A 26,756-nucleotide genomic window follows, 5' to 3' on the forward strand; every position below is an offset into this window, starting at 1 on the left:
GACCGCCTCCTTACAGCCGGGCCTTCGCGGCCAGATCCTGACGCGGGTTCGCGTCCGAGGTGGCGGCAGCGAACGCCTTGACGGCCTCTTCCGCTTCCTTGCTCAGGTTCTGGGGAACGGCGACGTCGATCGTCACGAGAAGGTCACCGGTCGCCTTCGATGTCTTCACGCCACGGCCTTTGACCCTCAGGGTGCGGCCAGCGGGTGTGCCCGCCGGGACACGCAACTTGACGGTGTCGCCGTCGAGCGTTGGAACTTCGATGGTGGCGCCCAGCGCCGCCTCCGCGAACGTGACAGGCACGTGGACGCGGATGTTGTCACCGTCCCGCTGGAAGAAGTCGTGGGGCTTCACGTTGACAGTGATGATGAGGTCGCCGTTGCCGGCCGGGCCAACGTTGCCCTTGCCGCGCTGACGAACCTTCTGGCCGTCCTTGATGCCCGCGGGAATCTTGACGTCGATCACGTTGCCGTTGCTTTCGCGCAGGCTCACCGTGGTGCCCTTGATGGAGCCGGCGAACGAAATGGACGTGGTGGCCGTGCGGTCGGACCCTTTCTGCGGCGCCCGCTGAAAACCAGTCGGGCCTCCACCGAATCCCCCGCCGAACAGGTCAGCGAACTCCGGCGGGATGCCCCCAGCGCCCTGCGGCTGGCGCGCACCGCCACCGAACAGGCCACCAAACAGATCCTCGAACCCGCCGTTGGCGCCGGCACCGCTGCGTCCACCCGCGCCAGGGGCGAACCGGGCGCCACCCATGGCGCGGATGGCGTCGTACTGCTGCCGGTCCTCAGGACTCGACAGCACCGAGTAGGCCTCGGAAATGTCTTTGAACCGCTTCTCCGCAGCAGCATCACCGGCATTCGTATCCGGGTGGTACTGCCGGGCAAGCTTGCGGTAAGCCTTTTTGATATCAGCGTCGGAGGCGTCCTTGGCGATACCAAGGATCGCGTAAAAATCCTTTTCAACCCAGTCCTGGCTGGCCAAGAGCGTTTCCTTTCGTTGGTAACGAGATGGCAGTTCGTCCCAATGTTCTCTTCAAACACTGTCACGAACTGCCATCTCGATGAGTTGTTACGCGGGTACAGCCACAATCACCTGGGCTGCCCGCAGGACACGCTCGCCTGAGCGGTATCCGGAGCGCAGCACCTGGCTGACGGTGTCTACCTCGATGTCCTCGCCGGGCTGCTGGATGAGTGCCTCGTGAATGGTGGGGTCGAATTCCACACCCGTTTCCGAGATGCGCTCGAGTCCGTACGTCTTCAGCGCGTTCTCCAGCTTGGTGGCGATGGCGGCGAAGGGTCCGTCCTCGAGGTCACCATGCTGGCGTGCAGCGTCGACGTCGTCCAGCACCGGAAGCAGCGAGTTCAGGACGCCGATGACGGCCATTTCTCCTGCTACGGCACGGTCACGTTCCACGCGCTTGCGGTAGTTGACGTACTCAGCCTGCAGGCGGAGGAGATCGTTGCGGAGCTCCGTTGCCTGGGCCTCGGCCGCTGCACCGGACGCTACCGACTCTTCAGCCGGAACCTCCACCCCGTTGAGGATTTCCTCAGCCTGGGAAAGGGCGTCGCCCTCGGTGGGAGCGGCGTCGCTTTCAGCTGCATCCGCGGATTCACCATGAGGGTGCCGCGCGGCCCCGGTCTCCGGGTCAACCTTGCGGTTGTCCCGGATGACGGGCTTGCGCTGCTCGTTGCCTTCGGAGTGCTCTTCTTCGTTGCCGTGATGAGGCATGGCTACTTCTTCGCTTCGTCTTCGTCGATGATTTCGGCGTCGACGATGTCCTCGTCGGCCTTGTCACCAGCGCCACCTGCGGGAGCGCCTTCAGCACCGGCACCCGGAGCGTCCGCAGCGGACGCCTGGGCGTAGATGGCTTCGCCGAGCTTGGTCTGGGAAGCCTGCAGCTTCTCAAACGCAGTCTTCACGGCGGCGTCGTCGGTGCCCTCCAGGGCGGACTTGAGGGCGTCGACGTCGGCCTTCACCTCGGTCTTGACCTCTTCCGGCAGCTTGTCCTCGTTCTCGGAGATCAGCTTCTCCACCGAGTAGGCGAGCTGCTCTGCGGAGTTGCGGGTATCCGTAGCTTCGCGGCGGGCCTTGTCCTCGGCGGCGTGCTCTTCGGCTTCGCGGACCATGCGGTCGATGTCTTCCTTGGACAGTGCCGTGCCACCGGTGATGGTCATGGACTGTTCCTTGCCGGTGCCCTTGTCCTTGGCGGATACGTGGACGATGCCGTTGGCGTCGATGTCGAAGGTGACCTCGATCTGCGGCACGCCACGCGGGGCGGGAGCAATACCGGTCAACTCGAACGTGCCCAGCGGCTTGTTGTCGCGGGTGAATTCACGCTCGCCCTGGAAGACCTGGATGGCTACGGACGGCTGGTTGTCATCAGCGGTGGTGAAGGTTTCCGAACGCTTGGTGGGGATGGCGGTGTTGCGCTCGATCAGGTGGGTCATGACGCCACCCTTGGTTTCGATGCCGAGGGACAGCGGCGTGACGTCGATGAGCAGGACGTCCTTGCGCTCGCCCTTCAGGACACCGGCCTGGAGTGCGGCACCAACGGCCACAACTTCATCCGGGTTGACGCCCTTGTTGGGTTCCTTGCCACCGGCGAGTTCCTTGACGAGCTCGGAGACGGCAGGCATACGGGTGGAACCACCGACGAGGACGATGTGGTCGATGTCGGAGACCTTGATTCCGGCCTCAGCAATGACGTCGTGGAACGGCTTCTTGGTGCGGTCCAGGAGGTCCTTGGTGAGGTCCTGGAACTTGGCACGGGTCAACTGCTCGTCCAGGTGGACCGGGCCGTCGGGGGTGACGGACAGGTACTGGAGGGAGATGTTGGTGCTGGTGGAGGAGGACAGTTCCTTCTTGGCCTGCTCAGCAGCTTCACGGAGGCGCTGGAGGGCGATCTTGTCCTTGGAGAGGTCGATGCCCTTGACCTTAAGCTGGCCCAGGAGCCACTCGACAACGCGGTTGTCCCAGTCGTCGCCGCCCAGGCGGTTGTCACCGGCGGTCGCGCGGACCTGGATGGTGGAGAAGTTGTCTTCGTCCTTGCCAACCTCGAGGAGGGAGACGTCGAAGGTACCGCCACCGAGGTCGAAGACCAGGATGAGTTCGTCTTCCTTGCCCTTGTCCAGGCCGTAGGCCAGAGCGGCCGCGGTGGGCTCGTTGACAATACGGAGGACGTTGAGGCCCGCGATTTCGCCGGCTTCCTTGGTGGACTGGCGCTCGGCGTCGTTGAAGTATGCCGGAACGGTGATCACAGCGTCGGTGACCTTTTCGCCCAGGTAGCTCTCGGCGTCGTTCTTAAGCTTCATGAGGATACGCGCGGAAATTTCCTGCGGCGTGTACTTCTTGTCATCGATGGCGACCGTCCAGTCAGTACCCATGTGGCGCTTGACGGAGGCGATGGTGCGGTCGATGTTGTTGACGGCCTGGCGCTTGGCGATCTCGCCGACCAGGACTTCGCCGGACTTGGAGAACGCGACGACCGACGGCGTGGTGCGGCCGCCTTCTGCGTTGGCAATGACGGTGGGCTCGCCACCTTCAAGAACAGAGACCACGGAGTTGGTGGTTCCGAGGTCGATACCTACTGCACGTGACATATCTTGTTTCCTTTCAATGGCCGATGTTGAAGATTGCACCCGGACAGCACTCCGCAGAAGCGGCTTACCTGGTCGGGGACCCACTCAACAATCGGCTAGTTGAGCGTTCTGCACTCAACTGTACTCAGCGTCAGAAAGATGTCAATCCAAAGTTGAGTCTAGTACGCTCAACTTTGCTTTTATGATGGCCAGGACGCCCGGAATCACGCGGTTTTGGGGGCTGGTTTCGCCGTCGGTGAACTGGCAAACGAACGCGGGGCCTTTGCCAAATGACTGGGTTCAGCGACGGAGACGACGGCGGCCGCCAGAAGTAAGCTGGCGGCCGCCGCTCCCCGCTAAGGGATGTTGTGCCAGAACAGGCGGGCAACATCAACGACTAGTCTGATGATGTTGACCACCAGGTTCCAGGCGCCCCATGGTTCTCCGCGTTTCCGCTTGGGTTCCATGCCGGACACCTCCTCCCGGAGGAACAGGGCACGGCACGCACGTGCTTGTGGGCACAACAACGTTGCGCCCTGCGCGCGTAGGGCCATAAACTCAAAGTGTGATGTTCGAGGATATGACCCTCTTACCGCACCTATGAGCGCACCGCTCAGAACAAGGACCCGATGCCAGTCGGGTCCATTGTTCGTTAACGGCACCTCAGGCTTATGCCTGATGATTCAAGCGTAACCGGGAAAACGAGAGTGACTCGGGTTATTAGCCAGCCAGACAATATCCAGCTGAACCCGGAGTCGGGATTGTCGCCCGGAGCGATGTCCGCAGCCTTCCACCCTCCATTTGACCCGAGTCCCCGACGTCAAGCCTGCTCCAGGCCGGCCACGCAACTCGCCGCGTCATCCTCGATGAGACACACGCGCCAGCGTCACTCCGACCGGGTGACTCCCGCATCCGCGGGGGCTCGCGCGTCGTCAGAGGTGTCGACGGCGCCCGGCCCCTCCGGCTTGTACACCCACGCAACGAGCACCACGGAAATGATCATCAGCAGGAACCACGCCAGCAGCTTGTCGATCGAGACCGCTTGCCAGCCATCCAGCTGATTCGGGTACAGCCAGGCGCGGGACCAGGTGCCAATGTTCTCCGCGAACCAGATGAACAGCGCCACCAACAGGAACGCGACCAGGATGGGCATCCGGAACCGCTTGCGGAATACGCGGTAATGCATCACGCACCGTCCGTACACGATCACGACGGCGGCAAGCAGCACCCAGCGGAAGTCGAGGATGTAGTGGTGCGAGAAGAAATTGACGTAGATCGCGGCAGCGACCAGGGCGGTGACCCAGCGCCGCGGGTACCTGTCGAAACGGAGGTCGAACAGGCGGAACACGCGCACCATGTAAGACCCCACGGCCGCATACATGAAGCCGCTGAACAGCGGAACCGCCCCGATCCGGAGGACTCCCTCAGCTTCATAGGCCCACGAACCTACGTCCGTCTTGAACAGTTCCATCACCGTGCCCACCACGTGGAACAGCACGATCACCCGGAGCTCCCTCAGGGTTTCCAGCCGGAACACCACCATGAGTACCTGGATCAGGACGGCGGCGAGGGTCAGGAAATCGTTCCGGGCCAGCCCCGCGTCCGAGGGGTACCAAAGCCGCGCCCCCATGATGACGGCCAGCAACAGTGCGCCGAAAACACACGCCCAGGCCTGCTTGAGTCCAAAGACGAGAAATTCCGTAAGCCGGCCCCGCAGGCGGCCGCCGGGCGAACGGTCCAGGAAACGGTGGGCCAGCCGGTCAATGGACTCTTCCACCGATGTCGAATTACGCATGGTGGACCTCACTCCGGGCCCGGACAGGCACCCCCGCGAGGGTGCTGAGGCAATAGTCTTTCGGCCAATGCCTTATCTTTCGAGGGAGACGCGGGTACAGGCGGCCAAGCAGTTGCATGGTCCGTGCGTAACGGCGCGAATGCGCCGGCCCCCACTCGAGTCCGAATCCCTCACGCAGATGGTCCGGCAAGAGCCCGGCTGTGAGGAACCGGGCCAGGGGCATCAGGAGGCGCATGAGAGTCGGCCCTCCGGCGGGGTACAGCAGGTCGCGGGCCACCTTGCGGGCCTGGTCGTCCGGCCGCAGGCACCCCAGCTGTGTGTTCCAGTATTCGGCAAAAGCAGCGCGGTTCTCGGGCCACATGTCCGGCGGTAGCTGGAGGGCAGTCCCGATCCGCGCATAGTCCTGGTACATACGCTCGGCAGTGTCGTCGTCGGGCGGGCCCAGGACTTGTTCGCAAACGGTGACGGCCGTGTCGTACAGGGTGGCCACCACCCAAAGCTGCGACCCGGCGTCGAAAGCGTTGTATCCCCTTGACCCTGCCCCGGCGGTCCTGCGCACCGGGGCGTGCGCCCGGTTGACTGCGCGGCGGACAGCCGCGATCTGTTCCTCGGTGCCGTACACGATCGCGTAGACATACGTCAGAGTGGCCCGCAACCGGTCTTGTGGACGTTTAGCAAAGTCACTGTGCTCGGCTACGCCGTGTCCTACCCTCGGGTCGGCGATCTGAAGCAAAATGGCACGCCCGGCTCCGGCGAGCAAAACGCTCTCCGCGCCAATGTCAGCCAGTCCACGAGCCATCCGAATACTTTACTTCCGCCCCTTACAAGCCCGCGACTGCCTGCAGCACAGACATCTGATGCGCAAAGAGGTCATCGCGGGCGGCAAAGGTGTCCGGGCCGTATTGCCCAAACACCTCGAAGCTCACGGCCCCGAACAGCGAGGTCCAGGCCAGCACGCCCCGCGCGAGCGACGCATCGGGTGCTGCAAGCCCCATCTCTGCGCGGATACCCGCCAGATCTTTTGCCAGCGCCGGTGGAATCACGACGGCGGGACCCACCTCCGCGGTCAGGGCACCGGCACGGTAGGCGGCATCGAAAATCCCGACGAGGCGGACGATGACGCGCGTGCCGGGAATGGTGGTCCGCTCCCCTGGCGCCTGGTAGCCGGGCACGGGACTGCCGAAAAGCAATGCGTAACTCGCTGGCTCGCGCAATGCCCAGGAACGGACGGCCGTGCCGAGGGCGTGGAACCGGGCTGCGAAGTCACTTGGGGCAACGGCATCGACCGCCTCATCCACCTCGTCCCCCAACTCGTTGTAGGCGTCGATAAGGAGGAGGGTCAGGAGCTCATCGCGGTTCTCGACGTACCGGTATACGGCGGAGGAGACGACGCCGAGATCCCGCGCCACGGCCCTGAGCGAGAGCGCTGCCGCTCCGTGGATCGCCAAGTGCTCACGACCCAACCGGACAATGTCGGAGATGGTCCGGGCGCGGGCGCGTTCCCGGGGAGTCTGCGGCTTGGGATTGTCTGGCATATGAACAGCTTGCCACACGTGAGAGCAACAGCAACAAAAGAGAGCAGTGCTCTTGACTTTGCGTTACTCGAGGGTCATTCTGGATTTGAGAGAGCACCGCTCTCGAATATCTTCCCGGAAACGAAATGAGCACCCTATGTACGTCGTCACAGGAGCAGGACCCGTTGGCTGGACCATTGCCGAGAAGCTCGCCGCGCAAGGCAGAGAGGTTCGCGTGTTGACGAGGTCGGGCAGCGGACCGGAGCACCCGCGGGTTGAGCGGATGCGGGCAGACGCCTCCGACTCGGCCCAACTGCGCCAGGCAGTGCGCGGTGCCGAGGCAGTCTTCCACTGCATCCACGGGTCCAAATATCGGGCAAAGGAGTGGCAGGCCGAACTCCCCCAGGCCGAGCAAGTGGTGATGGACGCAGCGGCGGTCGCGGGCGCCGTCGTCGTATTTCCTGAAAGCCTGTACTCGTACAGCGAGCCCGATCGCACCATGACCGAGGCCGGGCCCCGGGAGGCGACGGGCGGCAAGCGCGGCGTCCGGACCCAACTGCTCAAGGCCCGTGAGGCGCACCCGGCTGACACCGTGAGCGTGGTTGCCGGCGACTTCTTCGGGCCACGGGTAAAGATGGCCCACGGCGGTGAACGGGTGGTAACGCCCATTCTTGAAGGAAAGCCCCTCCAAGTGATCGGGAGCGCAGGGCAGCTCCACTCCTTCACTTATGTTCCCGACCTGGCCGATGCCATGATCGCCGCGGCGCAAAACCCTGGACTGTGGAACCGCGTGCTTCACGCGCCCACTGGACCTGCCCTGACCCAGCGTGAACTGGCAGCAGCTTTTGCCGCGGCGGCGGGCGTGAAGGCACCAAAAGTGGGCGCAGTGCCGGGGTGGATCCTGCGGTCCGCCGGACTGTTCTCCACCGCCATGCGTGAGCTCGCGGAAATGCTGTACCAGTTCGAGAAGCCATTCGTCATGGATTCATCGGAAAGCCAGCGGTTGCTGGGCCTGAAACCGACGCCACTTCCGGAGGCGGCCGAAGCAACGATGGCGTGGTGGGGCTCCACCCGCCCGACCGTGGCGTGAATTACATACTGACCGCCACACGCCATGCAACTATTGCCATAGGTCCAGCTTCAGCCAATCCCCAGGGAATCCCATGCTTGCCTCCGGAGAGAGGAGCGCGGAGCCATCCGGAGCTCGGACGGTGGTATCGAACTTCTTGACTTGCGTCTTGAAGCTTAGATGCCAATTGGTCCCAGCTGTGTGGGATCGGAGCATGAACGCCAGGACGGCTGCGTAGATATAGAGTCTCTGGTGCCCTTTGGGTGTAGTCGTAAAGCCCGGCTCATTGAGATGCGCCAAGAGGACTCCGTCAGTGTCGTGAGCGCCGATGGAGATTGCTCTCTTGAAGGAACGGTTGAATAACCTGGCACCATGCGCACAAACGTTTCGGAAATCGACCATCGTGCGGATCACCGCTCCGAACCGCCGGGGGTGGGCAAACCCAAACATGCGAGCCACGGCACGGGCGTCCGGCGTCTGCATCAACTCGAAAAGATAGGGCAAGCTTCCGAAGCTTAGTACCTCAGTGACGGCCCAGATCGGCACAGGCTGACGCGGGTACTTCAACACATGGTGCTTGATGAAATCCTCGTCTTCCGCAGCCGCCCGCACCGCATCCTGCCACGTCATGGTCCATGCATCGAACTTCGTGTGCTGCCCTCTTGGTTGATCGCAGCTATGTTCGTCCAAGAACTCTCTCGACGCATGGGCGGCGATATCCTTCGCAGCAAGAGTATGGGCGATCGCCGCCCGCAGACGGACTTCGAAGTCCAAAAGGCCGTCCTGACAGACCCGTATCAGCCGGGAGTCGAACGCCTCCAGAGCCATGACATCACCAATGCCCGCACCACTCACATAGTCATCCGAGCGGTACTGGTGCAGCTTCGAATCGACCTCCTGTGGTGGCAGGAACTCTCGGAAGACATACCGGTACGCGCCGGAGCGAAAGTAGCCAACACGAGTGAGGAAAGTAAGCGCGGCCGCTCGATCAGGAACCGCAAGACCACGGTCTTCAAGCTGCTGAAGTAGATCTTCGCGCTCTTTGAATTCCTTCGTGTACTCCAAACCCACCACAAGTCCTTGACAACGAAAATTGCCCCCTTGAGCCGCGGCTCAGAGGGGGGCAATGTCTGATGGTTTGAAGCTAACACATTTGCCCGCACGTAGGGTAACCCGCCAGCGCGCGGCAACATTCTCCTGCCGTGCGGGCACGAGTTAGCAACCTGTGTCACACAGTTCACCCAGCATTCACACCTCCCTCGCGCCGTGTCAAGACAGGTTCCTTAGCGTCAGCTCCATGGAAAACATCACCCGCAGATCCCTCATCTCAGCTGGCCTCGGCGCCGGTTTGGTTGCCGCTGTCCCCGTCAGCGCCGTGGCCGTTTCAACAGCGGACGACGCCGGTCTCCGCACCGATCCCTTCACGCTCGGTGTCGCCTCCGGCGAGCCTTGGCCCGACGGCTTCGTGATCTGGACCCGTTTGGCCCTGAACCCCGTGGCGGAAGATGGTCTGGGCGGCATGCCCTCCCGAAACGTCGCCGTCGCCTGGGAGGTAGCCGAAGACCAGGCCATGCGCCGGGTAGTAGCCCGCGGCGTCGAGACAGCCCGGATCGAATCCGCCCACTCGGTCCACGTGGAGCTCCAGGGCCTCAGGCCCGGACGCGAGTACTTCTACCGCTTCCGCACAGGCCGCCATTTCAGTGCGGTAGGCCGTACCCTCACCAGCCCCGCTCCCGGTGAAACGCCCGCCGCTCTGGCGATGGCCTTCGCCAGCTGCGCCCAATACGAACACGGCTACTTCACCGCGTATTCACGGCTTGCCGAGGACCACCCCGACCTGGTGCTCCACTTGGGCGACTACGTCTATGAGTACAAGGAGGACAGCTATGTGATCGGCGGCGGCAATCCCCGCGACCACGAAGGCCCCGAGACCACCAACCTGGCGGGGTACCGCCAGCGTCACGCCCAGTACAAGGCTGATACCGACCTGCAGGCCGCACACGCAATCGCGCCCTGGTTGGTTGTCTGGGATGACCACGAAGTGGACAATAACTGGGCTGACGACATCCCGGAGAACAACGATCCAACCCAGCTCAACGACACCACCGAGCACTTCCGGCAGCGTCGCGCCGCGGCCTTCCAGGCGTACTACGAGAACATGCCCCTCCGACCGTCGCAACTGCCCGCCGGCTTCGACATGAAGATCTACCGCACCATCCAGTGGGGTCAGCTGGCCAACTTCCACATGATGGACACCCGGCAGTACCGCGACGACCAGCTCGCCGGAGACGGCTGGCGGAAGAACGTGGCCGGACGCCTGGACGAGAACCGCACCATCACCGGAGCCGAACAGGAAAAGTGGCTCCTGGATGGTTTCCGGAACTCCACCCAGCGCTGGGACATCCTGGGCCAGCAGGTGTTCTTCGCGGAGCGGGACCGCGACAAGGCGCCCGAGATCGACGACGTCTCCATGGACGGCTGGGACGGTTATGCCGCTTCCCGCCGCCGCATCACCCAGGGCTGGATTGACGCGAAGGTGCGCAACGCCGTCGTACTGACCGGCGACGTGCACCGCCACTGGGCCACCGACCTGAAGGTGGACTACAAGGACCCGTCCTCTCCCGTGGTGGGTTCGGAACTGGTGTGCTCGTCCATCACGTCCAACGGTGACGGCTCCGGCTCCACCACGGATCCCGTCATGGCCTGGAACCCGCACCTGAAGTTCTACAACGACAACCGCGGGTACGTGAACACCCGCATCACCAAAGACCAGCTGACTGCGGATTTCCGTGTTCTGGACTACGTGACCAGGCCGGGCGCCCCGGTTTCCACCAAGAAATCGTTCGTGATCAATGACGGAGTGCCCGGCCTGGCGTAGCGGCTAAGAGCCGAGGATCAGCTCCGCTGCCTTCTCGCCGATCATGATGGCGGGCGCGTTCGTATTGCCGCTCGGAACGAACGGAATGATGGACGCGTCCGCCACCCGCAAGCCCGCGACACCCCGGACACGCAGCTGCGGATCAACGACGGACAGATCATCGATGCCCATTTTGCAGGTGCCCACCTGGTGGTGATAAGTCCCGGCGGCCTGCCGGGCGAACCCGCGCACCTGATCCCGGGAAACTAGAGCGTCCGACGGCGTGAACTCGCGTTTGCGGAATGGCTCAAAAGCGTCCTGCTGCCCGATTTCCCGGCAAAGGATGATGGCGTCAACGAGGGCTTCGAGGTCGTACTCCTCGGCCAGGATATTGGGATCCACCAAGGGTGCGGCGGCAGGATCGGCTGAGGCGAGGCGCAGGGTTCCCCGCGACCTTGGGCGCACGATGCCCGGCGCAATCGTGTAGCCATGTTCGGGTGCCGACCCTCCATCGGTGGGATACGGCAAGTGCAGGAAGAGCGGCTGAAGATCCGGCGCTTCCTCGTCGGTCTGGTCACTGTGGGCGTACAGCTGGCTCTCCAGAAGGTTGTGCCGGCCGGCCACCAGCGGACCGTTCGCCTCGTAGATGTTGCCCGCCAGCAGGTGGTCGTGCAGGTTTTCGCCAACGCCGGGCAGATCCACGACGGCGTCAAGGCCCACCTCGCGCAGGTGGGCGGACGGCCCGATCCCGGACAGCAGGAGGATCTTTGGCGAACCGATGGCTCCTGCGCTGATGATCACTTCCGCGCCGGCCTCAGCACGAAGCACCTCATCACCAAGCCGGTATTCGACGCCGGTCGCGCGTCCGCCGTCGACCGTCACCCGGGTGACCAGGGCGTCCGTGGTGACCTTGAGGTTCGGGTGGTCCAGTACCGGAGCGACGAAACTCTGCCAGGCGCTGGCACGTTTCCCTTCCTTGGTGGTGGTGTGGTTGAACCCGACGCCGGTCATCTGCATACCGTTGAAGTCGTCGGTTTCCGTATGGCCAACAGCCTTCGCGGCCTCCACGAAGGCCTGGGCGGCGGGGTGGCGTTCAGCAATCCGTTCCACGTGCAGCGGCCCGCCCTTGCCATGGAACTCACTGGCACCGTCGGCGTGGTCCTCGGACTTCTTGAACAGCGGAAGGACGTCATTCCAGGACCAGCCTTCGGCGCCGTTGGCCGCCCAGGAGTCGTAATCGCTCTTGTGTCCGCGAATGTAGATCATGCCGTTGAGCGAGCTGCTGCCGCCCAGGACCCTGCCGCGGGGCCAGTACAGGCTGCGGTTGTTGGCATGCTTCTGCGGGGTGGTCATGACGGCCCAGTCGTTGGCCCCGGTTAGCAGTGCAGGCCAACCCTGGGGGCTGTGGATGTTGGGGTCGGTATCGGTTGATCCTGCTTCCACAACGTGCACGCTGTGTCCTGCGTCCAGCAAACGGCGGACAATCACGCTGCCGGCCGAGCCTGCGCCGACCACCACATAGTCGTGGGTTTGGGTTTCAGCCATGGGTTCCTCCTTGAACAGGGTTGGCTTGCGAAAGGGAGTTCGTCTCCACGAGTCTTTCGCTGTCGTCCCGGGAAGACCTTGGCCGGGAACGCACAGCCCTGCACACCATCTGCACACTTGTGATGCCGATCACGCCTACCGGCGATTCCGTGGGACACTGGGTTTGACCCCCCCGTGCGTCATTCGAAGGAGACTCGACGTGTCCGGAGCCATCGCCAAACAAACCCGCGAAGAGTTCAGCACCAAGGCCCTCGCCAGGACCGATCGCTTTGAGGCATGGAACCAAGCCGTCAATGACGCATTCGTCCCGCTTTCAGTGGCCGCCGCAGACGTGAAGGAATTCGACGGCGGCCTCATCAACCAAACAGTCGGACCGGTCTTCCTCAGCGCAGTATCCGGAACGGCAAGCCACGTCAGCCGGGGACCCCGCGAAATCAGCGCCAATGATCCCGGCCTGGTGAAGCTCGGCCTCCAACTGCGGGGCTACTCGGTGGTGGCGCAGGATGGCCGCGAAGCTGCCCTGACGCCCGGCGATTTCGCAATTTACGACACCACCCGTCCTTACGACCTCTACTTTGACGACGCTTTCCGCATGATGGTGGTGATGTTTCCGCCTGAGGCTCTGCACCTGAACCGCAAGAGCATCGCAACGCTGACCGCATCCCGCGTCTCGGGACGCCAAGGCCTTGGTTCGTTGACTTCGGCGCTCCTGGGCGCCGTGGCCAAGCAACTCCATGAGGGTTCCGTGACTGACGCGGCCTCGGTTTCGGATGCCTTGATGAACCTCATCTCGGCGGTCTTCGCCGAGCGCGTGCCGCCGTCGTCGCCGTTGTCGCACGAGCGGCTCGCGCTGATGGAGCGGATCGAAGCATTCGTCGCCTCCCGGCTCAGCGACCCGGAGCTGTCCGTCCGCGACATCGCTGCCGCCCACAACGTCTCGGTCCGGTACCTCCAGAAACTTTTCGAAGAGCGGGACGACACTGTCAGCGCGTGGCTGCGACGCCAACGCCTGGAGAAGTGCCGCACGGACCTGCTGGATCCACGATTGCAGACCAGGCCGGTGTCCGTCGTGGGCATGCACTGGGGTTTCACCGATGCCTCGAGCTTCTCCCGGGCCTTCAAATCAGCGTTCGGATACTCACCGTCCGAGTACCGTTATTCGTACCGGCCAGGATAGGCCAGTGGTCATCCCAACGACTGGAGTTACCCACGTTTTCCAGTGACTACCGGCACAACCGGGAGTAGTCTGTTTCCAGTTGCAAGTGTGGATTTTGTCCAGCTGGGGTTCTGCCGTGAGCTTCGTCCGTTCGTCGTTGACCGACCTTTTGGGGATACTTTCCGACGCCGTGGCTCCCCAGCGGGTCAGGTTCGACGACGGGTCCCCCACCGCCGTCGTTCCTCCACCGGAGGCGCCGGTCACCGTGCACGCGGTAACGCTCAGCCGGGTGGGAAGGTCCCGGCTTGACGGTCCCGTCCTTGACCTGGAGCTCCGGGTGGCCGTGGAATGCCACGGTCCCGAGCAACTGGACAACATGGAGCAACTCCTCCTGTCTGTGGAGCGGCACAGCCAGTACTCGATCGTGTCCAGCGGTGAATACCGGCCGGGTGAGTACGAGAAAAGCATCCGCGACGGACTGGGATTCCTGGTGAGAATCCCGGTGTCCCTGCACTTCGACGAGCCGTCCGGTCCTCCGGCGTTGGAGACACTGGTGGCGAGCAATGGCGCCGCACGCCGCATCCACGGCCGCTTGGTGGACAGCCACAACAAGGGAATTCCGGACGCCTACATCCACGCGCACTCCTCGGCCACGGCCGTGCGGAGCGACGCAACAGGGCACTTTGAGGTGATGGCATCCCCTGATGAACTCCAGCATTTCGCTGTAGCTGTGCGCGGAACAGAGCGCGAAGTTTCCGCCAGCACCAGCAGTTTGCCGGTCATCATCCGCTGGACCTAGCCTCCCAATCGGCGTAGCACTGTGTCCGGCAGTGTCCGCAGCGGCATCACTCATGAAAAGATCAACCATGCGTCCGATGCAGTCCTCCAGCAAGCTCCAGAACGTCCGCTACGAACTCCGTGGCCCCATCCTCCAGGCCGCCAAGGCCATGGAAGCCGAGGGGCACAGGATCCTCAAGATGAACCTCGGGGACACCGCCCCGTTCGGACTGGAGGCGCCGGAGTCCGTGGTGGTGGACATGATCCACCACATCCGCGGCGCACAGGGGTACAGCGATTCCAAGGGGATCTTCTCGGCACGGACCGCCATTTCGCAGTACTACCAGACGCGCGGACTCATGAACATCGGCGTCGAGGACGTTTTCATCGGGAACGGCGTCAGCGAGCTCATCTCCATGACCTTGCAGGCCTTCATGGAGAACGGCGACGAGATCCTGGTCCCCGCCCCGGATTATCCGCTCTGGACCGCAGCCGTCACTCTGACCGGCGGCAAGGCCGTGCACTACCTCTGCGACGAGGACGAGAACTGGTGGCCGAACATGGCCGACGTTGAAGCGAGAATCACTCCACGTACCCGCGGCATCGTCATCATCAACCCGAACAACCCCACCGGCGCCGTCTACCCACGCCACATCCTGGACCAGTTCGCGGCGCTCGCCCGGAAGCATGATCTTGTCCTGTTCTCCGACGAGATCTACGAAAAGATCCGGTACGTCGACGCCCAGCACATCCACACCGCCTCCATAGCCGACGATATCTGCGTGCTGACTTTCAGCGGACTCTCGAAGGCCTATCGGATGCCTGGCTACCGCGCTGGTTGGGTTGCCGTCACAGGTCCCCTGGCTGCAACGGCCGCTTACCGGGAATCCTTGGAGCTCCTGGCATCGCTGCGCCTTTGCTCCAACGTCCCCGCGCAGCACGCAATCCAAACCTGCCTGGGTGGATACCAAAGCATCGAGGCCCTCATCGCCCCGGGTGGGCGTTTGCGGGAGCAACGGGATCTGGCCTGGAAGCTCCTCACGGCGATTCCCGGGGTGTCCTGCGTGCCGGCTGCCGGAGCTATGTACCTCTTTCCGCGGCTTGACCCGGAGATCTACCCCATCGAGTCGGATGAGAAGTTCGTCCTCCAACTCCTACAGGAACAGAAGATCCTTATCTCCCACGGCACGGCCTTCAACTGGCCCACCCCGGACCATTTCCGGTTCGTGATTTTGCCGGCGGTCCGGGACATCGAGGAAGCCGTCCGCCGCATCTCGCACTTCCTGGCGGCATACCGGAACCGCCCCACTGACCTGCCCAACTAGGTCGCATTTGTGCGCGTTTTCAGGGCTCAAAACGCGCTTAACTGCGACCCAGTTGGGTTTGCGATCTCCCTCAGTGCGGGTCAGTACCGCGCCCGCACAGCCGCCCGACGCCGTAGCCGGGCTACCAGCGTCGCGGCGAGTAACGCCGTCGTGAGTTCCAGCCCGATCACCAGCAACAGTTGCGCGGCTCCGGTTGCGTCAACAGCGCCCGACGGCGACCTGCCGCCGTGCGCGTGACCGGCACCGCCCGCTCCCAGCAGCAGCACAGCATGCAGGGCAACCATGGCAAGGGCTGACCCCGTGACCTGGTGGAGGGCTCCGACGCGGCTGTGGCGCCAGATGTGGATGGTGCACGGAACGCACACGGCTGCCAGGGCGATCATGAGGACGCCGACCCACGCCTCGTGGTGTCCGGAGGCCGCGAGCCAGAGGTGCACGGCGCAGGAGATAGCCGTCAGTGCCGCGCAGAACCGGGGGTGGAGGACGGGTCCGCTGGTGCGGACCCGTCCAGCGATGATTGCCATGGTTTAGTGGCAGTGCCCGGCGGCTTGGCCGTGCCCGGCCTCAGAACCGGTTTCCGGGGCGGCGGTGTGGCAGCTCGATCCGGAGGTGTTGGCCGGAACATCGAGCACCGGGCTGCGATCGAAGAAGCCCTCTGGACGCAGCTTGAAGCCAACGGTGTCCACGGGCATGATCGGCCAGTCCTCCACGCGCGGGAAGTGGGTCAGGCCGAAGGTGTGCCAGAGAACGATGTCCTGCCCGTCGATGTCGCGATCCTGGGCAACATAGGCCGGCAGGCCGGCCCCGCCGGAGTGCTGGTTCACGAAGTCGCCTGTGGGGTAGCGTTCCTCGTCGGCGTAGCGCGTGACCCACACGTCCTTTGTGGCGAAGGCTGCCCGCTTCGCTATGGAGGAGGCAGGATCGGCCAAAAGCGTGGGCTGGTTCTCGGCATGGAGCTTGTAGCCGACGGGTTCGCCCAGGCGGTTCTTCGATTCAGGGTTGGAGATGATCCAGGTCCTTCCGGCGCGGGCATCGGCTTCGCGGACGCCCTCGGACTCCTTGGCCAGGAGAACGCGATTGCGGGAGAACGCGTTGCCGCGCTCGTTTCCTTCGCCCATGGCCTGGCGGACCACGTCTTCTTCTTCCACGCGGTTGGTGAAGCCATCGATTGCCATGTCCAGGCGGGCGCTGAAGAGGTGCTGGTGGAAGGGCGCACCCAAGCCCGGTGCGAGCTGGGAGATGTTGTCCGAGCCGCCCTCCGGGAAGGCAGACGTGAACACGATTCCGGTGGCCTTTGCTTCGAACTCGATGGTGCCGTCCAGGTAGAGGTACCAGTAGAAGCCGTAGTCGTAGTTGCCGATGGTGGTGAAGAAGGAGATCACCAGGCGGCGGTTGCGACGGGTGTAGTTGATGCCGGTCCACAGGTCCGAGTGCTTGGAGAGGATGCCCCAGTCTTCCTCGTGCATGCAGATGCCGTTGCGGATCTCTCGGGGGTTGCCGAAGGCGTCGCTGATCACGGGGCTGAGGTAGGTGATGTCCCCCAGGCAGTCGCAGCCCAGTTCCAGGGAGTTCGCGTACTGGCCCACGAGGTATTCGCCGGTGTCGAAGTAGTTTTGCCAGGACCGGATGGGCGAAGGGTCACCGTAGGGGACCACCATTTCGGCGATCGAGGCACGGTTGATGATTTGCCGTTTGCGGTCCCCGTCCTGGAAGGCAAGGTTGTGGAGGACAACTCCTTCGCGGACATCGAATCCGACGTCCACGCTCCACTTTTCCCACTCCACGTGGTTACCACCCGTGACCGTGAAGCTGGGGCCCTCCGGCTGGGTGATGCTGATGGGCTTCTGCGTCTCGCGGAGCGGCCCGGTCAGTTCGGGGTCGGTGTAGTTTCCGTGCTCAGCGGGGATCGGCATGACGCCAAGGTCGATCACCTGGGTGACCTCCTTGTTGACCACGTCCACGTAGGCAACCAGGCCGTCGACGGGGTGTGCCCAGGCACTGTCCTCGGGGAAGTCCTGGACGAATGCCAGCCCGCGGAGGATACGCCGGCCACGCTCCTCTTCGTATTCGAAGACACCGGCGGACAGCGGAGCCACGCGGACCTTTTCCACGTCCAGGTTCCGGGCTGCGAGCGCGGCGAGCCAACGCTCATCGGTGGCCAGGAGCGTCTCGACAACCTCGAACTCCTCTTCAAGGACCGGAAGTTCGCCGGAGACTTTGGTATCAAGCTCGACGGCGGACAGGATCTCTCCGCGGGTGGCGGAAACGAGAACATCCGTGGGAGCGCCGCCGGAGATGTCGTGGATGAAGACGCGGAACCGGCGGTCCACCTCCGGGGAAGCATCGCGCGAGGGATCCACGAGCCCCAGATAGGCGATCCGGTGACCGTCGCCCAGGTGCCCGGCAGCCTGCAGGATGCCCCGCACCGTGGTGATCTCTTCACCGGTGGCCAGGCCGTATTGGGTGGAAGTTTCAGTTGCTGTGGGCGTCATGGCTGCCTCTGGTCCGGGACCCTGGAAGGTCGGGATTTATTTTCTATAGTTGTAGAGAATAACCAAAACGTAAGATGGGTCACAAGACCTTTCCGCTAAAAATTTCCCGGGAGTCCCCTCAGTGCCAAAGATTGTTGACCACGATCAACGACGCCTTGAACTCGTTGATGCCACCTGGCGGATCATCGCCAGACTGGGCATTGAAGGCGCCACCATGCGGGAAATCGCCGAAGAGGCAGGCTTCGCCAACGGGGCCTTGAAGCCCTACTTCCCTACCAAGGACTTGCTGCTTACGTCCGCATTCGGACACGTGTTCAACCGGACCAACCAGCGGATCGCCTTGGTCACCGAAGGGCTGTCAGGACTGCCCGCACTCCGGGCCTTCTGTGCCGAGGTGCTCCCCTTGGACGAGGAGCAGGTGAATGAAGCCCGGATCGTCATACCCTTCTGGCAGAAGGCACTCAACGACCCGGACATGGCGGCCCTGCACAGCGACTCGATGAACCAGTGGCACGCCACCATCACAGCCCACACGGCCGCAGCCCGGGCAGCAGGTGAGATCGCCACCCCCATCGCGGATGCCGCCGTCGCCGATCACTTGCTCAACATGATGCTGGGCGCCCAAATTGTGGCAGCACTGTCGCCGGCCGAGCATTTCTCGATCGACCTCGCGGGGCAGTTGGACAACTACCTGGCGCTACTGGCTGCCTAGGCAGCTGCGGCTCCCTTCGATTACACATTCATAGCGGAATCGCCACGAATGTGTAATAACCCAAAAAGGCTGAGGCATTACATATTCGTGGCGACACCGCTAGGATTATGAAATGGCGCTGAGTATCCCCGAGTTGGCGAATCGCCTCCATGTCAACGAGAGCCGGGCACGGCATCTCGTTCACTCCGGTCGCATACGCGGACAGCGGATCGGTGGACGCTGGATCGTTGAGGAAGCCGACGCCGCCCAATATCGCCCCGGCAAGCCTGCCGGCCGTCCGCTTTCCGAACGAAGCGCCTGGCAGCTTATGTCATCCTTCTGGGACGACAGTCCGCGGCAATCCCGCCCTGGGTACTTGGAACCGTCGCCCGTCGAGAGACATCGCCTCAAGGCACGCATCAGCCGCTTGGAGGACTCCCCCGGCTCGCTGGAGCTTCTTGCAGCCTGGCTGGCCAACCGTGCCGAAAGGTTCGAGTTCTCTTCCAGCCCTGCAGATATAGCGGAACTTCGCCATGACAAACGCCTCCATCTCTCCGGAGTCTCTCACCCACGGTCCGGACTACTGGCCAACTCAGAAGTGGAGGCTTACGTGCGACGCGACGAACTCAAGGACGTCGTCAGGGACTGGTTCCTGGTTGAGCCCAAGCCCGGAAAGAGGCCCAATGTCGTCCTGCGGGCCGCCGAGCAGGTCCCAGACAACCTTCCACCACTGGTCGTCGCAGCAGACTTGGCCGAAAGGCCCGGCGTCCGGGAACAGCAAGCCGCTCGCGAAATCGTCAGGAGCGTCCGTGCCGATTGAACTTCCCGCGATGCTCTCCGAACAGCAGGAAGCATGGCAGGCGGTCTTCGAAATCCATAGAGCGATGCCGCAGGGTTGGGTTCTGGTCGGAGGCCAAGCCGTCTTCCTCCACGCTGTCGAGCGGGAAGCGCCGTACGTGCGGGCAACGAAGGACGCGGATATGGCCCACGATATCCGTAAACGACACATCGACGATTTCCTCACCTTGGCCTCCGTCGTCCGGGCTGCGGACCTTCGCGGTGTCACTTACAAGCCTGCCGAACGGGACCATTTGGCAAACATGCTTGGTCGCCTGGCCAACGAACCATCGCTGATGGACCAAGTGCCGGAGGGTGCCGAGGGCGTGGAACGTCTGCGTATCTCGCTGAACTAGCTGCTAGCTCGTCGCTCCCGACGCCACCACGCCGACACCAAGCCCCGCGATAATCCCACTCGAGGCACGTTCGACGACGGTGCTCACCTTGGGCTTCTTGAGCCACCGCATCGCTTTGAACGCCACCACGGCGATCATCGAAAGGTACGCGAAGGCGATGACGGCCACCACGACACCCAGGACCAGGGACGTGCCCATGGTGTCGCCGCCGTGAGGGATGAACTGCGGGACCACGGCAAGGTAGAAGAGGCCCACCTTGGGGTTGAGCAGCGTGGAGAGCGCGCCGGCACCCAGCGCAGAAAGCCTGCTGTAAGGGAGGGGCGCTTCGGCGGCAGACCCGTCAGCGCCCGCCTTCGCAGCGCGGCGTGATTTGATGAACGACGAGATGCCCAGGTACAGCAGGTACAAGCCACCGGCGATCTTGATCCACCGGAAGAGCTCGGCGGATTGCTCCAGGATCGCGGCGAGGCCTACGCCCACCAGCGCCGCCCAGACAATCGCTGCACCCGCCGAACCCGCCGCGGCAGCAATTCCAGCTGAAGGCCTGTTCAACGCAATGCGCAGCACCAGGAACGTGTCGGGGCCGGGAGTCACGGACAGGACAAGGCAAAGACCGGCGAAAGCAGCCAGGGAAGCGAGAGTCACACAGTCGATTGTGGAGCATACCGACAGGTAGCGAAAGCCACGTGAGCCTAAAGCGTTCGCTTCCCGTCAAGGGGCGTTCGTGCATAGACAAGGTGCCGGGACGTGATGCCAACCACACTGGAGACATTGCAACGCGCCCTCACCGGCCGCCACGACTTACTACCTGAGCGGAGTACCAATGGAGACTTACGACGCCCTGCTGGCCTCGATCACCGCAGCCCCGGGCCAGAACAGCCGCACCATCTTCGATCCGGCTACGGGCGAAACCGTTGGCGAGGCACCGGTCCACACCGTCGAGGACCTCGAAGCCGCCATCGCTGCTGCCGCTGCAGCGCAACCCGCGTGGGCTGCGCTGGGCCACGACGCCAGGTCCGCCGCGCTCCTGAAAGCAGCCGACGCCGTCGAACGCTCCGCCGAGGAACTCGCCCAGCTTCTTTCCCGCGAGCAGGGCAAGCCGCTGAACGGCCCGAACGCCCGCTTCGAAGTCGGCGCCTGCGCCGCCTGGCTCCGCGCCACCGCCGGCACCCCGCTGGAACCCGAAGTCGTGGTGGACGACGGCGAAACCCGCGCCGAGCTGCACTACCGGCCCATCGGCGTCGTCGGCGCGATCGGCCCGTGGAACTGGCCCATGATGATCACCGTCTGGCAGATCGCCCCCGCCCTGCGCATGGGCAACTCTGTGGTGGTCAAACCGTCCGAGTACACGCCCTTGTCCGTGCTCGCCCTGATCTCCATCATCAACCAGGAACTCCCCGAAGGCCTGGTATCCGTAGTCTCCGGCGGACGCGACGTCGGCGCCCGGCTGGCAGAACACGAGGCAATCGGCAAGGTCATGTTCACCGGTTCCACCGCGACCGGCAAGGCGATCATCCGTTCCTCTGCGGACACGGTCAAGCGCCTCACCCTGGAGCTCGGCGGCAACGACGCGGGCATCGTCCTTCCCGACTCCGACCCCAAGGCCATCGCCGAAGGCCTGTTCTGGGGCGCGTTCATCAACACCGGCCAGACCTGCGCCGCCCTGAAGCGCCTGTACGTCCACGAATCCCAGTACGAGGCCGTCTGCACCGAACTGGCCGCTGTGGCGGCCGCAATGCCCATGGGTAACGGACTCGATGAGAACAACGTCCTGGGGCCGCTGCAGAACCGCCAGCAGTACGACATCGTCGCCCGCCTGGTGGACGCGGCCCGCGACTCCGGCGCCCGGATCCTGCTCGGCGGCGACCCCGACGCCGACCAGCCCGGCAACTTCTACCCCACCACCCTGGTGGCAGACATCGACAACGACAACCCACTCGTTGCCGAGGAACAGTTCGGCCCGGCCCTTCCGATCATCAAGTACAGCACCGTTGATGAGGCCGTCGCCAAAGCGAACGCCCTCGACGTCGGACTCGGCGCCTCGGTCTGGTCCTCCGACCCGGCCGCCGCCCGCGAAGTCGCCGCCCGCATCCAGGCCGGAACGGTCTGGATCAACAAGCACGGCGCCGTGGACCCCCGCGTCCCCTTCGGCGGCGCCAAGCAGTCCGGTTACGGCCTGGAGTTCGGCGCCGAAGGCCTCAAGCACCTCGGCGTCCCGCAGATCATCAACGGCTAGCTCCGCGTGCGGGCCCAACTAGTACGAAAGTAGTGGTGGGTTAGGCTGCGGTGACCGGGGTGATGGTGACGTTGTAGCCGAGGTTGTTGAGTTGTTTGATGGCGTTGTTCTTGGCTCTGGTTGGGTTGATCCTGTTGAAGTGGTCGGCGCCGGGGTCGGTGTAGCACTCGCCGTTGCGGAGCATGTGCCAGGCCGCTGTGAGGATGGAGTGTTCGATGGCGACGAGGGCTTTGTTGGTTCCGGAACGGGCGGTGATGCGGCGGTATCTCGCGGCGAGGTAGGTGTTTTTGGATCGGGTCGCGGACATGGCCGCGGTGCCGAGTGCTGCTTTGAGGTATTTGTTGCCGGGCATGATGTGGCTGGATTTGATCCTGCCGGCGGATTCGTTGGCGCTGGGGCAGACCCCGGCCCAGGACGCGAGCCGGCCCGGGGTTTCGAACACGCTCATGTCAGCTCCGGTTTCGGCGATGATCACTTCGGCGACTCGTTGGGATACTCCGGGGATGGTGGCCAGGGCTTCCCTGGCCTCACGAAAGGGTTCCATCGCCTCCTCAATCCGTGCCGTGAGGGTATCGATGGTGCGGGTGCGGGCGTCGATCTGGTCCAGGTGCAGTCGTGCCATGAAGGCGTGGTGGGGTTTGAACCTGCCGGTGAGGGCGTCGACCAGTGCCGGGATTTTCGAGCGCAGCATTCCACGGGCCATCCCGGCCAGCACCTCGGGGTTCCGTTCGCCGTTGATGAGGGCTTCGAGCATGTCCCGGGAAGAGACCCCGGTCAGGTCTGAAACCACGGAAGAGAGTTTGATCCCGGAGCTTTCCAGGAACTTCTCCAGCCTTTGGATTTCCCGGGCCCGGTCGCGGGTGGCGATGGCGCGGGCCCGGGTGAGGTCCCGCAGTTCGCGGATGGGTTCGGGCGGCACGAATGATGCCCGCAGCAGCCCGTGCGCGGCCAGTTGGGCCAGCCACGCGGCGTCGGAGACATCGGTTTTGCGTCCCGGGATGTTCCGGGCGACTTTGGCGTTGACCAGCATCACCGGCAGGGTTTCTTCGAACAGGTAGAAGAACGGTTTCCAGTAATCGCTGGTCGCTTCCATCACCACAACAGTGACGTGTTCGCGTTCGAGGAACTCCCGAAGTTCCAGGATCGCGTGCGTGGTCGCGCCCCAGGTTGTGACCTTTGAGGTGTAGGTCCCTGCCCGTTCTCCGGGGACCCGCACGCAGACCTTCGCGTCGCGTTTGGAAATATCCATTCCCGCGGCCCGTTCATGAACAATGTCCATTCCAGCTTCCCTTCAATACATCCAGTTACCGGCGTCGTCTCGGGGAGGACAGGGAGAATATTCAGGAATCTAGTACCCGTGCTTGAAAGCAACAATCCACGGTTCCCGTGGAAGTCCTCCACGCCACGCTGGGTCACGGACTCAAGGCACCAAGTTGGGCCGGCGTTCACCGAGACGAACAATCCCATGATCAACCCGTATGGGCAGAGCCCACCAGAGCCCAGGCGAGCCAACCGCATACTTTCCCGGATCACGGCGCGCCGAAGGCACTCACACGCTGGGTCGCATTTGTGCGCGTTTTCACGGCTCTAAACGCGCACAACTGCGACCCAGTTGGGTAGGGCTGGCCATACGGTGGACGCTTTTGCGCGGCCATATGCCCCACGTGAAACCATGAGCAGCATGTCCCAAAAGATCGCGTACCAAGGTGAGCCCGGAGCCAACTCGGACCTCGCATGCAAGGAAATGTTCCCGGAACTCGAAAGCGTGCCCTGCGCCAGCTTCGAGGACGCCTTTGAACTGGTCTCCACCGGGGCTGTGGACCTTGCGATGATCCCCATCGAGAACTCCATCGCAGGCCGTGTGGCGGACATCCACGTCCTGCTCCCCCAGTCGAACCTGCAGATCGTTGGCGAATACTTCCTGCCGATCCGCTTTGACCTGCTGGGCATTCCGGGCAGCACCATCGAGGGTGCCACGGAAGTCCACAGCCACATCCACGCCCTTGGCCAGTGCCGGCGCATCATCCGCGACGCCGGATTGAAGCCCGTCATCGCCGGGGACACTGCCGGTTCAGCCCGCGAGGTCCGGGACTGGAACGATCCCCGGAAACTCTCCCTGGCTCCCCCGTTGGCAGCGGGACTGTACGGACTCGAGGTGCTGGCGTCCGGCGTGGAAGACGATCCCACCAACACCACGCGCTTCGTGGTCCTGGCACGGGAACGGGCACTGCCCACCAAAGAAGAGTTACCCGGCCCGGCCATCACCACGTTCGTGTTCCGTGTGCGCAACGTACCCTCGGCCCTCTACAAGGCTCTGGGCGGTTTCGCGACGAACGGCCTGAACATGACCCGTTTGGAAAGCTACATGGTGGGCAACGAGTTTGCCGCCACCATGTTCATTTCCGACGTCGAAGGCCACCCCGAAGACGCACGCCTCCGCAGGGCTTTGGAGGAACTGGAGTTCTTCACCACCGAGGTACGCGTCCTCGGCGTGTACGCGGCCGACGGCTACCGGGAACATGCCGAGGAACTCAAAAACGACCTCGAACAGGCCCAAAGGGACATCGATGAAGGCGACACGGTCAGCGGCGATGACCTCCGGCGAGAGTTCGGCCTTCCCCCGCTCTGAACATGCGGTCCACTTTCATTCAGAACATATTCTGAATACAATGTGGGCATGAGCACTGCCGCCACCTCAAGGACAACTTTCCAGTCGTCTGAGCTAAGCAGGTCTTCCGCAGAGGTCTTCGCGGCCGCTGCGGATCACCCGGTCCGAGTCACTCGCCGAGACGGAGAAGCACTCGTGCTGATGTCCGAAAGCGCAGACCGGGCAAGAGTGTCCCTCTTGGAGCTTGCGGCCCAACTCGTGGCTGTCTCCACCAGTACCGAAGGGACACTGGCGGGCCGCATGAGCGACCGCTTCCCATGGATGCTGGCGCTCAGCAAAGCTGACCAGGAAACCTGTGCCAGTGAAATCTTGGCCGCTGCCCGTGCCTCGTTCGCTACGAATCAACCCCATCTGGCCATTGCCGAACTGACCGCCTGGCGTGAGTCGGCAACGGCCATAGCAGCCGGTCTTGGCCGGGAACCGACCGAGTGGCTTGAAGAGTTCGAACCTGTGGAGCGTCCGTAGGGCATGGCGAAGGATTCAAAGGTTGAGCGCCCCACCAAAAAGAGTGAATATGATCTCCGGTTCGCGTCCGTTCAGGCGAAACGTGGATGGGTAGACCTGCGTGCCACCATTCGGAACGCTCTGACGGATACCTGGGACTTTCTCACACGGACACCCCAACTCAGGACACCGACCAACTATCCCCTCCGCGGCGAATTGGGTTTCGTAACGCACCAAGGTTCCATTCATGAACGCTGGCAGCACAAGCCCACACTCAAAGGCGACGCGCGGATCTGGTTCTTTGTCGTCGACCAAGTGGTGTATCTGGAGCAGGTTCACACTCACCACCCCAGCGAAACCAAGTAGCGCGCCACCTTAGAAGTGCGTCGGCTCCTCCACCAACGCCGTCGCGATGCTGTCAGCGTCTTCCAAAGCTGCAAGGTAGCGCTCGGCATCCAAGGCGGCAGCACACCCGGTGCCTGCGGCTGTGATGGCCTGGCGGTAACGGTGGTCCACGGCATCCCCGCAGGCGAAGACGCCGGACAGGTTGGTACACGTGGTGGGTGAGTCCACCTTGATGTAGCCCTCCGCGTCGAGGTCCACTTGCCCGGCCACCAACTCCGTCCGCGGCAGGTGTCCAATGGCCACAAAAATGCCCGTGGCTGCCTGCTCGCGGGTTTCACCAGTGCGGGTGTCAGTGAGCGTCACACCGGTGACTTTAGTGTCGCCATGGATGGCAGTCACGGCGGAGTTCCACGCAAAGCTGATCTTGGGGTTGTCCTTGGCGCGCTGGGCCATGATGCGTGAGGCGCGCAGTTCGCCCTTGCGGACGACGACGGTCACGGACTTTCCGAACCGCGTCAGGAAGGTCGCTTCCTCCATGGCGGAGTCACCGCCACCCACCACCATGATGTCCTGCTCGCGGAAGAAGAAACCGTCGCACGTGGCGCACCAGGAGACTCCATGCCCGCTGAGCTTCTTCTCCTCCGGCAACCCGAGCTCCTTGTACGCCGAGCCGGTGGCGAGGATAACGGCCGTAGCCTGGTGGGTGTCCCCCGCCCCGGTGACCACGGACTTAACGTGACCCGCCAACGAAACTGACGTGACGTCGTCGAACACTATCCGGGCGCCGAATTTTTCCGCTTGCGCCTGCAGTCCATCCATGAGCTCGGGGCCTTGGATGCCCTCTGGAAAGCCAGGGAAGTTCTCCACCTCAGTGGTGTTCATCAGCGCCCCGCCTGCAGTGACCGAACCTGCCAGGACCAGTGGGCTGAGGCCGGCCCGGGCGGCGTAAATCGCGGCCGTATACCCGGCCGGACCGGACCCGATGATGATCAGTTGTTCCTGGCTCACAGCATCTCCCTTGGCTCGGCGGGTACCCATCAAGTGCAACAAGTACCCGCCGGGCAATCAAG

The 26,756-nt window shown here is 63.4% G+C and carries 25 protein-coding genes; 12 read left to right on the forward strand and 13 right to left on the reverse strand.

Annotated elements, in window-relative coordinates:
* Positions 1–10 precede the first annotated feature (10 nt).
* From ACUYMZ_RS18180 to ACUYMZ_RS18205, 6 genes are all read right to left on the reverse strand, one after another.
* The gene (locus ACUYMZ_RS18180) at positions 11–982 is read right to left on the reverse strand and encodes a DnaJ C-terminal domain-containing protein (protein WP_481605056.1); all 972 of its coding nucleotides are present in this window, start codon (positions 980–982) and stop codon (positions 11–13) included.
* A gap of 87 nt (positions 983–1,069) precedes the next feature.
* Positions 1,070–1,729 (reverse strand): nucleotide exchange factor GrpE, encoded by a 660-nt coding sequence (locus tag ACUYMZ_RS18185; protein WP_426004313.1) that lies wholly within the window; start codon positions 1,727–1,729, stop codon positions 1,070–1,072.
* Between the two features lie 2 nt (positions 1,730–1,731).
* Positions 1,732–3,600: a molecular chaperone DnaK gene (gene dnaK, locus ACUYMZ_RS18190; protein ID WP_426004314.1), complete on the reverse strand. Its 1,869-nt coding sequence runs from the start codon at positions 3,598–3,600 to the stop codon at positions 1,732–1,734.
* A gap of 865 nt (positions 3,601–4,465) precedes the next feature.
* Positions 4,466–5,374: a DUF817 domain-containing protein gene (locus ACUYMZ_RS18195; RefSeq protein WP_481605058.1), complete on the reverse strand. Its 909-nt coding sequence runs from the start codon at positions 5,372–5,374 to the stop codon at positions 4,466–4,468.
* A complete protein-coding gene (locus ACUYMZ_RS18200; protein ID WP_481605060.1) occupies positions 5,367–6,173 on the reverse strand; it encodes an oxygenase MpaB family protein in 807 nt (268 codons plus the stop codon). The genes ACUYMZ_RS18195 and ACUYMZ_RS18200 overlap by 8 nt, the downstream gene beginning before the upstream one ends.
* Positions 6,174–6,195: 22 nt before the next feature.
* The gene (locus ACUYMZ_RS18205; protein WP_481605062.1) at positions 6,196–6,909 is read right to left on the reverse strand and encodes a TetR/AcrR family transcriptional regulator; all 714 of its coding nucleotides are present in this window, start codon (positions 6,907–6,909) and stop codon (positions 6,196–6,198) included.
* A 136-nt stretch (positions 6,910–7,045) separates the two neighbouring features.
* On the opposite strand from ACUYMZ_RS18205, the gene ACUYMZ_RS18210 reads away from it, so the two are divergent.
* The gene (locus ACUYMZ_RS18210) at positions 7,046–7,978 is read left to right on the forward strand and encodes an NAD-dependent epimerase/dehydratase family protein (protein WP_426004320.1); all 933 of its coding nucleotides are present in this window, start codon (positions 7,046–7,048) and stop codon (positions 7,976–7,978) included.
* A gap of 30 nt (positions 7,979–8,008) precedes the next feature.
* On the opposite strand, the gene ACUYMZ_RS18215 is transcribed toward ACUYMZ_RS18210, so the two are convergent.
* Positions 8,009–9,022 (reverse strand): Abi family protein, encoded by a 1,014-nt coding sequence (locus ACUYMZ_RS18215; protein WP_481605063.1) that lies wholly within the window; start codon positions 9,020–9,022, stop codon positions 8,009–8,011.
* 232 nt (positions 9,023–9,254) lie between these two features.
* On the opposite strand from ACUYMZ_RS18215, the gene ACUYMZ_RS18220 reads away from it, so the two are divergent.
* Positions 9,255–10,835, forward strand: a complete 1,581-nt coding sequence (locus tag ACUYMZ_RS18220) for an alkaline phosphatase D family protein (RefSeq protein WP_481605065.1) — start codon at positions 9,255–9,257, stop codon at positions 10,833–10,835.
* A gap of 3 nt (positions 10,836–10,838) precedes the next feature.
* Here the strand turns inward: ACUYMZ_RS18220 and ACUYMZ_RS18225 are convergent, their stop codons facing one another.
* The gene (locus ACUYMZ_RS18225; RefSeq protein WP_481605067.1) at positions 10,839–12,359 is read right to left on the reverse strand and encodes a GMC family oxidoreductase; all 1,521 of its coding nucleotides are present in this window, start codon (positions 12,357–12,359) and stop codon (positions 10,839–10,841) included.
* 199 nt (positions 12,360–12,558) lie between these two features.
* On the opposite strand from ACUYMZ_RS18225, the gene ACUYMZ_RS18230 reads away from it, so the two are divergent.
* The 3 genes from ACUYMZ_RS18230 to ACUYMZ_RS18240 all read left to right on the forward strand — a co-directional run bounded on the left by ACUYMZ_RS18230 (position 12,559) and on the right by ACUYMZ_RS18240 (position 15,617).
* Positions 12,559–13,536 carry an AraC-like ligand-binding domain-containing protein gene (locus ACUYMZ_RS18230; protein ID WP_481605070.1) on the forward strand — a complete coding sequence of 326 codons (978 nt, stop codon included), beginning with the start codon at positions 12,559–12,561 and terminating at the stop codon, positions 13,534–13,536.
* Positions 13,537–13,651: 115 nt separating this feature from the next.
* Complete coding sequence (locus tag ACUYMZ_RS18235; RefSeq protein ID WP_426004327.1) at positions 13,652–14,314, forward strand: hypothetical protein; 663 nt, start codon at positions 13,652–13,654, stop codon at positions 14,312–14,314.
* Positions 14,315–14,381: 67 nt separating this feature from the next.
* Positions 14,382–15,617, forward strand: a complete 1,236-nt coding sequence (locus ACUYMZ_RS18240) for a pyridoxal phosphate-dependent aminotransferase (protein WP_481605074.1) — start codon at positions 14,382–14,384, stop codon at positions 15,615–15,617.
* A gap of 80 nt (positions 15,618–15,697) precedes the next feature.
* On the opposite strand, the gene ACUYMZ_RS18245 is transcribed toward ACUYMZ_RS18240, so the two are convergent.
* Complete coding sequence (locus ACUYMZ_RS18245) at positions 15,698–16,141, reverse strand: hypothetical protein (protein WP_481605077.1); 444 nt, start codon at positions 16,139–16,141, stop codon at positions 15,698–15,700.
* Between the two features lie 3 nt (positions 16,142–16,144).
* Positions 16,145–18,109, reverse strand: coding sequence for a primary-amine oxidase (locus ACUYMZ_RS18250; RefSeq protein ID WP_481605080.1), 1,965 nt, complete (start codon positions 18,107–18,109; stop codon positions 16,145–16,147).
* Positions 18,110–18,230: 121 nt separating this feature from the next.
* Between ACUYMZ_RS18250 and ACUYMZ_RS18255 the strand changes: the two genes are divergently transcribed.
* The 3 genes from ACUYMZ_RS18255 to ACUYMZ_RS18265 all read left to right on the forward strand — a co-directional run bounded on the left by ACUYMZ_RS18255 (position 18,231) and on the right by ACUYMZ_RS18265 (position 19,993).
* On the forward strand, positions 18,231–18,821 hold the full coding sequence (locus ACUYMZ_RS18255) for a TetR/AcrR family transcriptional regulator (protein WP_481605083.1): 591 nt from the start codon (positions 18,231–18,233) through the stop codon (positions 18,819–18,821).
* A 112-nt stretch (positions 18,822–18,933) separates the two neighbouring features.
* Positions 18,934–19,620 carry a helix-turn-helix domain-containing protein gene (locus tag ACUYMZ_RS18260; protein ID WP_481605088.1) on the forward strand — a complete coding sequence of 229 codons (687 nt, stop codon included), beginning with the start codon at positions 18,934–18,936 and terminating at the stop codon, positions 19,618–19,620.
* Complete coding sequence (locus ACUYMZ_RS18265; RefSeq protein WP_481605091.1) at positions 19,610–19,993, forward strand: hypothetical protein; 384 nt, start codon at positions 19,610–19,612, stop codon at positions 19,991–19,993. Before ACUYMZ_RS18260 ends, ACUYMZ_RS18265 begins: the two co-directional genes overlap by 11 nt.
* 3 nt (positions 19,994–19,996) lie before the next feature.
* Here ACUYMZ_RS18265 and ACUYMZ_RS18270 read toward each other — a convergent pair whose 3' ends face one another.
* Positions 19,997–20,638: a LysE family translocator gene (locus ACUYMZ_RS18270; RefSeq protein WP_481605094.1), complete on the reverse strand. Its 642-nt coding sequence runs from the start codon at positions 20,636–20,638 to the stop codon at positions 19,997–19,999.
* A gap of 178 nt (positions 20,639–20,816) precedes the next feature.
* On the opposite strand from ACUYMZ_RS18270, the gene ACUYMZ_RS18275 reads away from it, so the two are divergent.
* The gene (locus ACUYMZ_RS18275) at positions 20,817–22,229 is read left to right on the forward strand and encodes an aldehyde dehydrogenase family protein (RefSeq protein ID WP_481605097.1); all 1,413 of its coding nucleotides are present in this window, start codon (positions 20,817–20,819) and stop codon (positions 22,227–22,229) included.
* 40 nt (positions 22,230–22,269) lie between these two features.
* Here ACUYMZ_RS18275 and ACUYMZ_RS18280 read toward each other — a convergent pair whose 3' ends face one another.
* Positions 22,270–23,508, reverse strand: coding sequence for an IS110 family RNA-guided transposase (locus ACUYMZ_RS18280; RefSeq protein ID WP_481602290.1), 1,239 nt, complete (start codon positions 23,506–23,508; stop codon positions 22,270–22,272).
* 402 nt (positions 23,509–23,910) lie between these two features.
* Here ACUYMZ_RS18280 and ACUYMZ_RS18285 point away from each other — a divergent pair, with 402 nt between their 5' ends.
* The 3 genes from ACUYMZ_RS18285 to ACUYMZ_RS18295 are packed head-to-tail and all read left to right on the forward strand — an operon-like array spanning position 23,911 to position 25,707.
* The gene (locus tag ACUYMZ_RS18285; RefSeq protein WP_481605100.1) at positions 23,911–24,858 is read left to right on the forward strand and encodes a prephenate dehydratase; all 948 of its coding nucleotides are present in this window, start codon (positions 23,911–23,913) and stop codon (positions 24,856–24,858) included.
* Positions 24,859–24,906: 48 nt separating this feature from the next.
* The gene (locus ACUYMZ_RS18290; RefSeq protein ID WP_481605103.1) at positions 24,907–25,362 is read left to right on the forward strand and encodes a prevent-host-death protein; all 456 of its coding nucleotides are present in this window, start codon (positions 24,907–24,909) and stop codon (positions 25,360–25,362) included.
* Between the two features lie 3 nt (positions 25,363–25,365).
* Positions 25,366–25,707, forward strand: coding sequence for a hypothetical protein (locus tag ACUYMZ_RS18295; RefSeq protein ID WP_481605105.1), 342 nt, complete (start codon positions 25,366–25,368; stop codon positions 25,705–25,707).
* Positions 25,708–25,716: 9 nt separating this feature from the next.
* Here the strand turns inward: ACUYMZ_RS18295 and trxB are convergent, their stop codons facing one another.
* Positions 25,717–26,694: a thioredoxin-disulfide reductase gene (trxB, locus tag ACUYMZ_RS18300; RefSeq protein WP_481605108.1), complete on the reverse strand. Its 978-nt coding sequence runs from the start codon at positions 26,692–26,694 to the stop codon at positions 25,717–25,719.
* Positions 26,695–26,756 lie beyond the last annotated feature (62 nt).

Source organism: Arthrobacter sp. T572 (assembly GCF_056780115.1).

Bases quoted from the DNA above. Each gene is read 5' to 3' on its own strand.
- ACUYMZ_RS18185 (WP_426004313.1), bottom strand. From the start codon at position 1,729: ATGCCTCATCACGGCAACGAAGAAGAGCACTCCGAAGGCAACGAGCAG.
- dnaK (WP_426004314.1), bottom strand. From the start codon at position 3,600: ATGTCACGTGCAGTAGGTATCGACCTCGGAACCACCAACTCCGTGGTC.
- ACUYMZ_RS18195 (WP_481605058.1), bottom strand. From the start codon at position 5,374: ATGCGTAATTCGACATCGGTGGAAGAGTCCATTGACCGGCTGGCCCAC.
- ACUYMZ_RS18200 (WP_481605060.1), bottom strand. From the start codon at position 6,173: ATGGCTCGTGGACTGGCTGACATTGGCGCGGAGAGCGTTTTGCTCGCC.
- ACUYMZ_RS18205 (WP_481605062.1), bottom strand. From the start codon at position 6,909: ATGCCAGACAATCCCAAGCCGCAGACTCCCCGGGAACGCGCCCGCGCC.
- ACUYMZ_RS18210 (WP_426004320.1), top strand. From the start codon at position 7,046: ATGTACGTCGTCACAGGAGCAGGACCCGTTGGCTGGACCATTGCCGAG.
- ACUYMZ_RS18220 (WP_481605065.1), top strand. From the start codon at position 9,255: ATGGAAAACATCACCCGCAGATCCCTCATCTCAGCTGGCCTCGGCGCC.
- ACUYMZ_RS18225 (WP_481605067.1), bottom strand. From the start codon at position 12,359: ATGGCTGAAACCCAAACCCACGACTATGTGGTGGTCGGCGCAGGCTCG.
- ACUYMZ_RS18240 (WP_481605074.1), top strand. From the start codon at position 14,382: ATGCGTCCGATGCAGTCCTCCAGCAAGCTCCAGAACGTCCGCTACGAA.
- ACUYMZ_RS18245 (WP_481605077.1), bottom strand. From the start codon at position 16,141: ATGGCAATCATCGCTGGACGGGTCCGCACCAGCGGACCCGTCCTCCAC.
- ACUYMZ_RS18250 (WP_481605080.1), bottom strand. From the start codon at position 18,109: ATGACGCCCACAGCAACTGAAACTTCCACCCAATACGGCCTGGCCACC.
- ACUYMZ_RS18260 (WP_481605088.1), top strand. From the start codon at position 18,934: ATGGCGCTGAGTATCCCCGAGTTGGCGAATCGCCTCCATGTCAACGAG.
- ACUYMZ_RS18275 (WP_481605097.1), top strand. From the start codon at position 20,817: ATGGAGACTTACGACGCCCTGCTGGCCTCGATCACCGCAGCCCCGGGC.
- ACUYMZ_RS18280 (WP_481602290.1), bottom strand. From the start codon at position 23,508: ATGGACATTGTTCATGAACGGGCCGCGGGAATGGATATTTCCAAACGC.
- ACUYMZ_RS18285 (WP_481605100.1), top strand. From the start codon at position 23,911: ATGTCCCAAAAGATCGCGTACCAAGGTGAGCCCGGAGCCAACTCGGAC.
- ACUYMZ_RS18290 (WP_481605103.1), top strand. From the start codon at position 24,907: ATGAGCACTGCCGCCACCTCAAGGACAACTTTCCAGTCGTCTGAGCTA.
- ACUYMZ_RS18295 (WP_481605105.1), top strand. From the start codon at position 25,366: ATGGCGAAGGATTCAAAGGTTGAGCGCCCCACCAAAAAGAGTGAATAT.